We start from the raw sequence: 12,221 nt of genomic DNA, 5'->3' as shown, positions 1-12,221 counted from the left end.
GCCCCATTGCTACGTGCCTGCCTGCTCGACACGTCCGACGCCTCCGTGCCAACGATGACAGGCACTTATCGCCTGGCCCAGCCGCTCCTTGCTTACCTGACAGGTATTGCCGCCCCGCAGTTGCGAATCGACGAGGTGCCGCTAGTGGAACTGGAGGAAGACGGCGCACTGGAGGATCAACTGATCGACGAGGAGACAAAACGCCAACTAACCCGTTTCATCGAAGCTTCAGCAGACAGCCGATTCGCCTCTCAGACGTTTCTGTTACTTCTGCAGGGCATGGATTCCGCACTACTCAAAAGCTTGTGCGCCGCGATCTTTGCCGAACTCGGCTACGCAACAGCTGAACTCGATGGCAAACGGCTCCGGCGCGCCTACGAGCGATGGGGAGGACGACATTCAACGCTCGTGAATCATCTCCGGGTACTGTGCCGCGATGCGGTACTTTGCAACACGGTCATCGTCCTAACCGACTGCCAATCCCTGATGGGCAGCATCGAAGGCGAATCGACTGACGACATCCTCGACGAAGTGCTGCACATGCTCTTTGACATGCATCGCTACGTGGTCGTGCTCAACCCATCGCTACCCCGCGTCCTGGAAAGCGCACATCGTTATTTGGATCATGGCGTGATGCCATTCCGCTTGCGCATCGATGCCCCCGATGCCGACCTGCGCCGCCGCGCTTGGATCAAACACGCGGCGCGCTACGATCTCGAGCTTGATCCAGAGTTCATCGAACAATTGGTCGATGGCTTCCACTTCACCGAGGAGCGCCTCCCCATCCTCCTCAAAGAAGTAGCGACAAAAACGCTGCTACTTGATTTACCCAACGTCAAAGATCTAGTCATCGAGGCGTGCCGTGCCGAGGCGCAGTCCGGGCAAATCGGCGTCGCCAAAGAGCTGAAAACCTCCTACCGGCTGCGGGACGTCATCGCACCGGAGCATACGCTCGACTTACTGTCCGAACTGCTGACCCATGTCCGATATCGCCGGCGCGTCGTCGAGGAATGGGGATTCGCCCGCCACAGCGGCAACCGCAATGTGACCGCCGTGTTCCACGGTCCGTCGGGCACGGGCAAGACGATGGCCGCCTCGATGATCGCAAACGAGTTGGGTCTCAGCATTTATCGCGTCGACATGGCGAGCATACTGAGCAAATACATCGGCGAGACGGAGCGCAATCTCGAGCAATTGTTCGAGCGCGCAGAGGCAATGAACGTCGTCATCTTTCTCGATGAAGCGGAAAGCCTATTCGGCAAGCGCACGGAAAACAAAGACGCACACGATCGTTACGCCAATTATCAAACCGCCTATCTACTGCAAAGGATCGAGACCTACGCCGGGTTGGTGATCTTGGCGACCAACCTGCTGGGAAACATCGACAAGGCTTTCTTGCGCCGCTTCAGGTTCGTCATCAACTTCCCGTTTCCCACAACGGAGCAACGTAAGACGCTTTGGCGCCAAGCGTTCCCGTCGGCCACGCCGATCGCGGACGATGTCGATTTCGACTTGCTGGGAGAAAAGGCGGTACTCGCTGGCGGCAGCATTCAAACCGCCGCGATCAGTGCGGCGTTTCGCGCAGCCGCGCAGGATGTGCCCGTGTCGATGCACCATATCGTGAAGTCCATCGAGCGCGAGTACACGAAAGGCGGCAAAGTGTTTGTCGCTTCGGACTTTGGCGATGCCGCAATCGTCTATCTATGACGCGAAACCGGTTTCGATTCCGCGCGATGTCATTACACGGCTTCAGTCATCGGCCTTGTATCGTTGATCGAGACTGTCGAACAACGGCTTTTGAACCAGCCGCTGGCGCTCGCTGAACGGCGCGACAAGATTGGGGTCTTCCTCCATTCGGCCTCGCTCACGCAATACGCTGAAGGCCTGCTGCATACCACGCACCGCGCCTTGAAGCGCAACATTTGCATAGAGCACGATCCCATAGCCGATGGCGGCCAAAGCGTCGCGATCCTGCACTGGCGTTTTGCCGCCTACGACGATATTGATCAGTAGCGGCTTCTCGAAAAGGCCCGGAAGCCGCTCGATATCGGCAAGCGTCTCCATCGCCTCGATAAACAGCACGTCGGCGCCGGCTTCGACGAAACGATGCGCTCGCTCTATCGCCTCATCGATGCCATGTGCAGCCGCTGCGTCGGTGCGGGCGATAACAAGAAAATGATCGTCCTCGCGTGCATCGACGGCCGCCTGAATTTTTCCGACCATTTCGCTCGCGCTGATCACGTTCTTGCCGGCGAAATGCCCGCACTTCTTCGGCATGACTTGGTCTTCGATCTGAACCGCATCGGCACCGGCACGCTCGAGCGTGCGCACCGCTTGCCGAACATTGAGCGCATTACCGAAACCTGTGTCGGCATCGACGATCAGCGGCAACTCCACCGCGTCGCGCACGCGAGCCGTATGCTCTGCGATATCTGTCAGGCCGATGAAGCCGAGATCGGGAAGACCGAAGGACATATTGGTGACGCCGGCACCCGTCAAGTAGACGGCACCGAAACCCATGTCCTCGATGACACGAGCGCTCATGGCATTGAATGCCCCAGGCACCAGCAGACCTTGCCGTTTGGCGATTTCGGTGTGAAAGCGTTCTCTACGGGATGCGGCGGATGAGCTCATGGTGTTCCTGTTCCTCGTATTCGAGCAAGACGGCGAGTTCAACAAACGCTAGGAATAAGAAAGGTTCCCGTTATTTCGGATTTGACAACTGATCATTGACTGCCGTGGCGGTGCTGGCGTACATGCGCGGAGAATCCTTCGGCACTAGAATAACCGCGCTTCGAAACCCGAGTATATCCACGGAGTGCCAATTGAGCACAATCGCTTTATCGGTAAATGGGCAGACGAAGGAAGTGGACGTCGATCCGGACACGCCACTCCTTTACGTACTGCGCGACGAATTCGAGCTGCGTGGTCCGCGTTTCGGCTGTGGCCTCGGCCAGTGCGGTGCGTGTACCGTCATCATCGACGGTGGGGCGGTGCGCTCCTGCGTCTACCCGGCGTCGAGCGCGCAGGGCCAGAAGATCACCACGCTTGAAGGCCTGGGTTCGACAAGCAAGCCGCATCCGTTACAGCAGGCTTTCATCGACGAGCAAGCGGTGCAGTGCGGCTACTGCATCAACGGCATGATCATGACCGCCAAGGCGCTGCTGGACAGCAATCCGCATCCTACGGAAGACGAGATCAAATCGGCGCTGGCGGCGAATCTGTGCCGCTGCGGTACGCATACGCGCATCGTTCGCGCAATTCAACGAGCGAGCAAGGAGACGGCATGAGCGACGTCGTGGTTCCCTCATCACTGTCCCGACGCGGTTTCCTGAAAGGCACCGCAGCGCTGATCGTTGGGTTCTCCTTCGGCGGTTCAGCGTTTGCCTATAGCAAAACCGAGAAACCGGGCGCACTCGCTCCGGGCAAAACGCTCGATCCGAATACCGTCGACGCATTCCTGTCGATTCATCCCGACGGCACTGTCACCGTATTCACCGGCAAGGTGGATCTCGGAACCGGCAACATGACTGCGCTTGCACAGGTCGTTGCCGAAGAAATGTACTTGCCGATGGAAGCGGTAACGATGGTGCAGGGCGATACCGCGTTGACCGTCGACCAAGGGGCGACGAACGGCTCGATGTCGATCGCAGGGGCCGGCGTGCAATTGCGTCAGGCCGCCGCCACCGCTCGCGAAGCACTACGGCGGTTTGCGATGCGCAAGTTCAACGTGGAAGGCACTCAGATCGCGTTTGCCGATGGCAAGGCAGCTGTGGTCGGCACACCAAGCCGATCGCTGTCGTATGCCGCACTGCTGCAGGGTGAACACCTCGAATTGGCGCTTGATCCCCATGCGCCGCTCAAGGATTCTCGCGAGTATCGTCTCGTCGGCAAGCCGTTGAAGCGCGAAGACATCCCGCCTAAGGTCACAGGCGAATTCGTCTACATGCAGGACATGCGTGTGCCGGACATGGTCCATGCGCGTGTCTTGCGTCCGGACGCGTACGGCGCCCAGCTCGTGTCGGTCGACGACACGGAGGCACGCGCTGTTTCCGGTTACCTGCAAACCGTGCGCAAGGGTAACTTTGTGGCCGTCCTTGCACGCACGGAGTGGGGTGCGATCAAAGCGTCGCGTGCGCTCAAGGTGACGTGGTCCGCCTGGTCCGGATTGCCTGAGCAGTCGCACATCTATCAAGCGGTGCGTGAACTGAAGGTGGCGGACCGCGCGACGGTTGCGAAGACGGGCGACGTCGAAGGCATTTTCGCGAAGTCGGGCAAAGTCGTCAGAGCCACCTACGAATGGCCGCTCCAGACGCATGGCTCGATTGGCCCCTCTTGCGCGATTGCGCATTTTGCGGGCGGCAAGCTAACGCTATGGTCGCCTACGCAAGCACCGCATATGACGCGCGATCAGGTCGCCGCGATGCTCGGTCTGGCGAAGGATGATGTGCGCCTTATCTATGTCGAAGGGGCGGGCTGTTACGGTCGTAACGGTCATGAAGACGCCACTGCCGATGCAGCCCTGATTGCGCACGAGACGGGGCTCACCGTGCGTGTGCAATGGATGCGTCAGGACGAGCACGGTTGGGATCCGAAGGGGCCACCTGTCGTGTCCGATGCTTCGGCCGTCCTTAATCCGGACGGGACCATTGCGGCATGGCACTATGAGACGTGGGTGCCGCAGCGCGTTTCAGCCGATGTGCCGCTCTTGGGCGCTGAACTGACTCGACAGTCGAAAATGGTGGACGAGCCGAACAACCCCGGCGGCATGGAGTTCAATTCGACACCCTCCTATGTGATCCCGAATGTCGAGGTCGTTGTGAATCGCACAGCGACCACGCCGCTACGGCCGGCATGGCTGCGCGGCCCGGGCCGGCTGCAGCACACGACTGCGAACGAATCCTTCATGGACGAGTTGTCGGTAGCCGCAGGCATGGATCCGGTCGAATTCCGCCTCAAGCATTTGCAGGATCCGCGTGGCATCGAAGTGTTGAAGACGGCCGCGCAACGTGCGGGTTGGAAGCCGGGTCCGCTGCATGCGGATGCTGCACGAAAGAGCGGGCCGGTGGTTACCGGGCGCGGCGTGGCCTACGTCTACTATCAGCCGAACCGCACTTATGTGGCTGCGGTTGCCGATGTCGAAGTCAATCGCGAGACCGGCGTCGTTTATGTGCGCCGGTTTACGATCGCTCATGACTGTGGGCTCGTGGTCAATGCCGATGGTGTGCGCAATCAGATCGAAGGCCAGGTCGTGCAGACGATCAGCCGTGCGCTGCATGAGGAAGTGAACTTCTCGCGCTCCGCGGTGACGAGCGTTGATTGGGCAAGCTATCGGCTGCTTTATTTCCCTGAGATTCCGCAGACGATCGACGTCGTGCTGATCGACCGTCCGGACCAGCCGCCACGTGGCGCCGGTGAGCCGGCCTGTGCGGTCGTGCCGTCGGCCATCGCGAGCGGCATCTACGATGCGTTGGGGGTTCGGCTGCGTACGGTGCCTTTCACGCCGGAGAAAGTGAAGGCGGCGCTCAACAAGGCGTAACACAGCAAAGCGCGCGCGGGCGGCCCGAGAGGTTGACGGCCTCTGCCGCTCGCACGCACGTGGCTGATCGTTGCCGCCTTCGTTTGCTCCCCGGCTTGTGCTACGTTGGTGTGTGCGAGCCGGGGATGATCATGACGGTGAGTGGCGGACATTGCACGGCTGGGTTTGCTTCGCGCTTCGCGCCGCGGCGATGCGTATCGATGGATCGACACGGGAGGCTGTGACGATGAAGACGACGGCAAACGATGCTGCCGGTGCGGCGAAAGACAACATCGGCGAAGCGGGCGCCGCGGGCCCGCGAATTCTTTCGCTTAGCGCAATCACGCTGGCGACGCGCGACATGGAGCGTGCGGTGCGTTTTTATGAAGCGCTTGGCTTCCTGCAAAAGTATGGCGGTCCATTCGAATCGTTCACTTCGTTCGAGCTCGGCGGCACGTTCCTCAACCTGATTGCCGACGCCCGTGGGCCGGCGGGTTGGTGGGGCCGCGTCATCGTGTATGTGTCGGATGTGGACGCCATGCATCGCAAGGCACTCGCGGCCGGATTGGTCCCTGAGTTCCAACCATTGGACGCCCCGTGGGGCGAACGGTATTTCCACATCGTCGATCCCGACGGCCACGAGCTCAGCTTTGCCAAGCCGCTCGTCTGACGAAATCTTGCAGGACTCCTGAGCAGTCAGACTCCGCGCGCGTGCATCCACCAAAGCAGCACCGACAGCGATACAAGCGAACCGAGCGTTGAGAGCAAAATCGTCTGCGATGTCACGCTCGCTTCCCGTCGGTAGAACTCTGCGAGCATGTACGGACCCGTTCCCGTCGGCAGCGCAGCGAGCAGCACTGCGACATCAGCGAGCGGCGTTGGCAGTGCAAATACCCGCACGGCAAGCCACCAAGTGAGGATCGGTTGCGCGATGAGCTTGACGATGCTCAGCACGAGCGCCGCGCGGGGCGCCTCACCCACCGGGCGCCGTTCAGCGAGAAAGAGACCGAGACTCACAAGCGCACAGGGGCTGGCCGCGCTGCCCGCCAGCTTAAGGAACGTCTCGGCACTCGCCGGCAATGCGGCGCCTGCAGATGCGACAAGTGCACCGAGAACCGGCGACACGATGAGTGGATTTTTTACGAGCGATAGCAGTACCTTTGCGCCCACCTTATGCAGCGCTTGCTCGCTTTGCAGGCCGATCTCCATCAACACAATCGCGAGGGCAAAGAGGACACACGCGACGATGATTGTGGCGATCGTTGTCGGCGTAAGGCTCTCATGACCAAACGCGAGCAATGCAAGCGGAAAGCCCACGTAGCCGGTATTCGGATAGGACGCGGCGATGGCTTCGACGCTCGCGTCGGCCAAATGGCGCCCCATGGCAAGCCGCACAAGAAGCACAGGTAGAAACACCGCGGCGCACGCCACGAGAAACGTAGCGATGAACGCCGGCTGATCGAGTTGGTGCCAGCTTGAATGCGCCATGATGTCGAACAGCAGTGCGGGCAGCGCAAGCCGTACAACAAACTTGTTGAGTTCGGAAGCGGCCGTAGGGCCGAGCCAATTACAGCGACGGCAGGCGAAACCCGCCAAAATCAAGGCGAAAACCGGCAGCAGAATAGAAAATGTCGAAAACATGCCGTGCGCGGTGGAAAAATCGGAGGAAAGGGCGTCGCGTAAGCATACGTCGTTTTCTTGCGAAAGATGCGATCGGCGTTTGTAGCGTCGAACCCTATTGCGGTTATCATTCTCGCCGACCAGACGCTAATGTGCCTGTTTACCGCCTTTTTTGCGAACCCTTACAGAATCCCTCAAGGGTTTAGTCGCTCATCGCGTGATATGCAAACGCCACCTCGCAATTTGCTTCATCGTCTTTCCGTGCTGCTGGGCTCGCCCCGGATGCTTGTCGGTTGCGGTGTGTTGTTCGCCTTCACCATGTTTTCAGTGACATTCGCAATCGTTTATGGCGGCCGTCAGGATGCGATAGCGCATTCCATCGAGTGGTCGCAGAATACGTTGCTCGTTTTGCAGCGCGACATCGCCCATGATATGGAGCTGTCCGACCTCGCCTTGCAGGGCGTTGTGGATGATGTGCGTCGACCCGAGGTAATGGCGACGCCCGCGCCGCTGAGGCGCGCGATGCTATTCGATCGTTCGGCGTTGCTGCCGTTTCTCGGGCCGATATGGGTCACCGACGCGACGGGGCGTATTGTTATCGACTCGCGTTGGGACGTGCCTCCGGCAGCCAGCCTGGCCAATGACGATTTTTTCAAGGTGCAGCGCGACAAGCCCGCATGGGGCCTTTATGTCAGCCCGCCGCATCGGTCCCAGCTGATCGACGGCAAGTGGGCCGTCTTTTTGAGCCGCCGCGTCACCAACACTGACGGTTCGTTCCTTGGGGTGGTTGTGGGGGCCATTAGCGTCGACCATTTCAGTCAACTGCTCTCCGGTCTCAAACTCGGCGCACACGGTGCGGCTGCGTTGATTCACACAGATGGGGTGTTGGTGATGCGCGCGCCCGACTACCCCGCGGTGATCGGGCTGGACTTGCGACGTGCGTCGCCGTTCCGAAAGATGATGGAGAGCTCTGGCGGCACGTTCGCAGATATTGCGGCGGTCGACGGGAGAAAACGCATCTACACCTTTGCGCACCTGCCTGGACTGCCGCTTATCGCACATGTCGCGCCCGCCGTCACGGACGTCTACGCTCACTGGAGGGCTCGCACCGCCAGGATTAGCGCCGTCATGGCGCTCCTTTGCAGTGCGTTTATCGGCGCGGCAATCCTTCTTTCTCGTGCACTGGGGCAAAAGGACAAAGCCGAGTCGGCGCTACGCACGCTGGCTCAGACCGACAGCCTGACCGGGCTCGCCAACCGTCGCACGTTGGACGAGATGCTCGAGCGCGAATGGCGGCTTGCCCTGCGCAAGCATCGGCCGCTGTCGATCCTGTTTGTCGACCTCGATCATTTCAAGGCCTTCAATGACCGATATGGTCATCAAGCGGGCGATGATGTCTTGATCGCAGTGGGTCGTTGTCTTGCTGAGCACGCCCGCCGGCCAGGCGACGTCGTCGCGCGCTATGGTGGCGAAGAGTTTGTTGTGGTATTGCCCGAAACGGAGAGCGCGGGCGCACTGTCGCTCGCCGAAAACCTGCGCAATGCCATTGCCCAGCTCGCGATCGAACATGCTGGAAGCGATCAGGGCAAGGTCACCGTAAGTATCGGCGTCGCAAGCTGGCAGGGCAAGGTTGCAGACAGCGTCACGTCGGTGGTGAAGGCGGCAGACGAAGCGCTGTACCAGGCCAAAGCGATCGGTCGTAATCGCGTATTCGGCACGATACTGGGTTGAGTGCCCGGCGTCTGTCAGCGTCTGCCGTTCCCGATACGCTGACAGCCGCAAGCGCGTTATGCGGTTCTTACTCGAGCGGTTGACTTTGCATCGTCAGCTCGATGATTGAGCGCCCATCTTTTTTCCTTGGCCCGCCGCAGCGGGAGGGTGGGGCGGTACAGACCACACCCGCCCTTGCACTGTTTAGGGATGCTTAGGACTACTTAGGGCAAGGCGTGGCTGCGCAAGGCGCCGACTCAGTCGGTGCCTAGCGTCAGATTGCAGATGTCGACGATCTTGCTGTCGAATGCAGCATTGCAGCGTGTTGGTTGCGCGCTCAGTTAACCGTGTACTTGGCGAGCCAATGAGCGTAGGGCGCCGGCAACGTCCACGACGCGCGTTCAATGCCCAGTTCGCGTGCGGCGCGGTACGGCCAGTGCGGATCGGCCAGAAGTGCGCGCCCCACCATTACGAGGTCGAGCTGACCGTCGCGGACCGAGCGGTCGGCGAGTTCCGGTGTGTCGATCAGCCACGACGACGCGACGGGCAGTCCTGCCTCGCGGCGCACCCGCTCTGCGATCGGTGCGAGAAACGCGGGCGCCCATGGGATTTGGGCGGTCGGCGTGGAAAAACCGACGCTGACGCTCAGCATATCGAGCCCGTCGCTCTTGAAGTTTTTCGCCAGCTCGATGGATTCCGCGAGCGTTTCCTCATCGCGCCCGTCATACTCGATGACACCAAAGCGAGCCGTGAGCGGCAGATGTTCGGGCCATACTTTGCGTACGGCTTGCAGTGTCTCGCGCAGAAAGCGGCTGCGATTCTCGAAGCTACCGCCGTACGCGTCGTCGCGTTGGTTTGAGTGTGTCGAGAAAAAGCTCTGGCCCAGGTAACCGTGTGCGAAGTGCAACTCGAGCCATTCGAAACCCGCCTCTTTCGCACGCTTTGCAGCGGCGACGAAATCCTCGCGCACGCGCGCGATATCGTCGAGCGTCATGGCCTTGGGTACTTTGGGCAAGTGAGCGCCGAAGGGGACGGCTGAGGGGGCAATCGTCTCCCAGCCTCGTGCATCGTCCTCGCCGATATGATCGTCGCCTTCCCACGGGCGGTTGGCGCTGGCCTTGCGACCTGCGTGCGCGATCTGGATGCCGGGAACGGCGCCCGCTGCCTTGATCGATGCAACGACGGGGGCGAAAGCCTGGGCCTGCTCATCGTTCCAGAGTCCCGTGCAGCCTGGCGTAATACGGCCTTCGGGGGCAACGGCCGTCGCCTCGACAATCACCAGCCCAGCGCCGCCACGGGCGAGACCGGCGAGGTGTACGCGATGCCAATCGTTGAGGAGGCCGTCGACCGCCGTGTACTGGCACATCGGCGGAATGGCAATACGGTTGCGCAAGGTAACGTCCTTGAGCTTGAAAGGTTCGAATAGTGCGGACATCTCGATAATTCCGTGGAAAACAAAAACGATGTTCAAAGACAATCGAACGTTCGAGTATGGCAGAGCCTCGCGCGGTCTGCAGTCAGCGCGCTATTTCCATTTCGGAAAGAGTCGAGCGGCATCTGTAAGCGATGCCTTGCCTGTAAGGCCAAGTGAGAAGCAAAAGCTGAGGTGGAGTTTCTTGCTTCACCAGCAAGGGGATTGAGGCGTCGCAGATCGAGCGTATTAGCGGCTGGGCTCTCGTGGGTTTCAGCAGGTTCTGCGCTTCATGAACAAACGCGCAACAGATTCGCGACTGATAAGGAATGAGGAAAAGCTGCCTAGGCTCGTGGCATCGACGGAGGGGGCGGTGCGGGTAGGTACGGCGTTTTGCTTGCGCATGCTGCGCGAAGTCAAAAAAAAACCCCGCAAACTCATATGTTCACGGGGCTTCTTTCGCTTGCTGCGGACTATACCGCAATCATCTGGTGCCCAGGAGAGGAACCTCCGTCATTTTTCCCCAAGAACCGAAGTTCGTCGAAAGTGCTGTCAACATCCTCGAAAGGCCCGCCACATAAGGATCAGCGCGGGCCGGTCAGTTGGCTGATTTTGTGGTTTCCCCGGCGTTTTTCGTGGTTGAAGTGCTAGCGTCTACGCCAGATTTACGCCAACAAGAAGGAGTAGACGATGGCAACGTACCGCAAGCGCGGAAGCACTTGGCGCGTCGAGATTGCAAAGAAGGGTGTGCGTCTGTCCGCAACGTTCGAAACAAAGGCCGAGGGCGTCGCCTGGGCTACCGAGAAGGAAGCCGAGCTCGGACGCGCCGCGCCGGCCGCTGTAGCTTCGAATACCAAAACCCTCGTTGAGGCGATCATCCGCTACGGAGAGGAAGTGTCACCGACCAAGAAAGGCGAGCGATGGGAGAGGTTGCGCTTGGCGGTGTTCCGCGATATCGAGTGGGCTGGGGAGCGAATCAGCCGAATCGCGCCGGATCAGATCGCGCAGTGGCGCGACAAACGTTTGAAGCTCGTGAAGCCGTCGACCGTCAACCGCGAGTTGAATTTGATGTCGGCGCTGTTCGAGCATGCGCGGCGGGAATGGAAGTGGCTGGCAGTCAATCCCGTGCGAGACGTGAAGCGGCCTACAAACCCACGTCCCCGCGATCGCCGCATTAGCGTGAACGAGGAAAACACGATGCTCGAGCACCTCGGCTACGAGCGGGGTCAAGTGCCCGTTACGCTCCAGCAGCATCTGGCTGCCGCCTTTCTGCTGGCGTTAGAGACGGGGATGCGGCAGGGGGAGATCCTAGGGCTGACCTGGGAGCGCGTGTTTTTGAAACAGCGCTATGTACGGCTAGAAGATACAAAGAACGGGGAGGGGAGAAATATTCCCTTGTCATCGGCGGCCGTGCGCCTGCTTGAACTGCAACCGACATCCGAGCGCGACGGCCGCTGCTTTCCGGTCGCGTCGGCGTCGGCTGACGCCTCGTGGCGCAAGGCGCGCAAGAAGGCCAAAATCGCGGACCTCAAGTTTCACGATTCACGCCATGAAGCGATTACACGGCTTGCCCAAAAACTGGACGTCCTCGATCTCGCACGGATGATCGGCCATCGCGACCCGCGGTCGCTCATGATCTACTACAACGCGACGGCCACCGAGCTCGCGTCCCGCCTCGGGTAGTCGAGCATTTACGAGTTGTTCCTACGCTGCCGGCCACTCCGTGGTGCCGGTAGCCTGCCGCGATTCTGTCGAGCCCATCGAATTACCTCCCCAGCGAACCAGCGCCGGCGCGCAAGTGCCCCTGCGACAGGTTGCACGGGCTGTGGGAAGCCGGGGCGCGTCACCACTGAGCGAGAGACCGTGTCGAGCGATAGGTGCAGCCATTCGGCGATCGCTGTGGCATCCCACAGTTGATCGTTAATTGGCATGCGGCTTTTTTCCAGATCCTGAATTACCGCT

At 60.3% G+C, this 12,221-nt stretch carries 9 protein-coding genes; 6 read left to right on the top strand and 3 right to left on the bottom strand.

Going from position 1 to position 12,221, the window contains the following annotated elements:
* The coding region (locus VL598_RS08560; protein WP_325326279.1) for an ATP-binding protein at positions 1–1,707 on the top strand (1,707 nt) is incomplete at its 5' end.
* Between the two features lie 42 nt (positions 1,708–1,749).
* Here the strand turns inward: VL598_RS08560 and VL598_RS08555 are convergent.
* Positions 1,750–2,634 carry an oxaloacetate decarboxylase gene (locus VL598_RS08555; RefSeq protein WP_325326278.1) on the bottom strand — a complete coding sequence of 295 codons (885 nt, stop codon included), beginning with the start codon at positions 2,632–2,634 and terminating at the stop codon, positions 1,750–1,752.
* A gap of 191 nt (positions 2,635–2,825) precedes the next feature.
* On the opposite strand from VL598_RS08555, the gene VL598_RS08550 reads away from it, so the two are divergent.
* The 3 genes from VL598_RS08550 to VL598_RS08540 all read left to right on the top strand — a co-directional run bounded on the left by VL598_RS08550 (position 2,826) and on the right by VL598_RS08540 (position 6,188).
* Positions 2,826–3,290 (top strand): (2Fe-2S)-binding protein, encoded by a 465-nt coding sequence (locus VL598_RS08550; protein WP_325326277.1) that lies wholly within the window; start codon positions 2,826–2,828, stop codon positions 3,288–3,290.
* Positions 3,287–5,539, top strand: a complete 2,253-nt coding sequence (locus tag VL598_RS08545; RefSeq protein ID WP_325326276.1) for a xanthine dehydrogenase family protein molybdopterin-binding subunit — start codon at positions 3,287–3,289, stop codon at positions 5,537–5,539. The genes VL598_RS08550 and VL598_RS08545 overlap by 4 nt, the downstream gene beginning before the upstream one ends.
* Positions 5,540–5,765: 226 nt before the next feature.
* Positions 5,766–6,188 carry a VOC family protein gene (locus tag VL598_RS08540; RefSeq protein ID WP_325326275.1) on the top strand — a complete coding sequence of 141 codons (423 nt, stop codon included), beginning with the start codon at positions 5,766–5,768 and terminating at the stop codon, positions 6,186–6,188.
* A gap of 26 nt (positions 6,189–6,214) precedes the next feature.
* Here VL598_RS08540 and VL598_RS08535 read toward each other — a convergent pair whose 3' ends face one another.
* Positions 6,215–7,159 (bottom strand): AEC family transporter, encoded by a 945-nt coding sequence (locus VL598_RS08535; protein WP_325326274.1) that lies wholly within the window; start codon positions 7,157–7,159, stop codon positions 6,215–6,217.
* Between the two features lie 201 nt (positions 7,160–7,360).
* On the opposite strand from VL598_RS08535, the gene VL598_RS08530 reads away from it, so the two are divergent.
* On the top strand, positions 7,361–8,869 hold the full coding sequence (locus VL598_RS08530) for a sensor domain-containing diguanylate cyclase (protein WP_325326273.1): 1,509 nt from the start codon (positions 7,361–7,363) through the stop codon (positions 8,867–8,869).
* Positions 8,870–9,185: 316 nt separating this feature from the next.
* On the opposite strand, the gene VL598_RS08525 is transcribed toward VL598_RS08530, so the two are convergent.
* Positions 9,186–10,283: an NADH:flavin oxidoreductase/NADH oxidase gene (locus tag VL598_RS08525; protein ID WP_325326272.1), complete on the bottom strand. Its 1,098-nt coding sequence runs from the start codon at positions 10,281–10,283 to the stop codon at positions 9,186–9,188.
* Between the two features lie 666 nt (positions 10,284–10,949).
* On the opposite strand from VL598_RS08525, the gene VL598_RS08520 reads away from it, so the two are divergent.
* Complete coding sequence (locus tag VL598_RS08520) at positions 10,950–11,942, top strand: site-specific integrase (RefSeq protein WP_325326271.1); 993 nt, start codon at positions 10,950–10,952, stop codon at positions 11,940–11,942.
* Positions 11,943–12,221 lie beyond the last annotated feature (279 nt).

It is taken from the genome of Trinickia sp. (genome assembly GCF_035492435.1).
Taxonomy (GTDB): domain Bacteria; phylum Pseudomonadota; class Gammaproteobacteria; order Burkholderiales; family Burkholderiaceae; genus Trinickia.
Note: the sequence above shows the minus strand (reverse complement) of the source record. Positions and strands in the feature narration are given on the sequence as shown.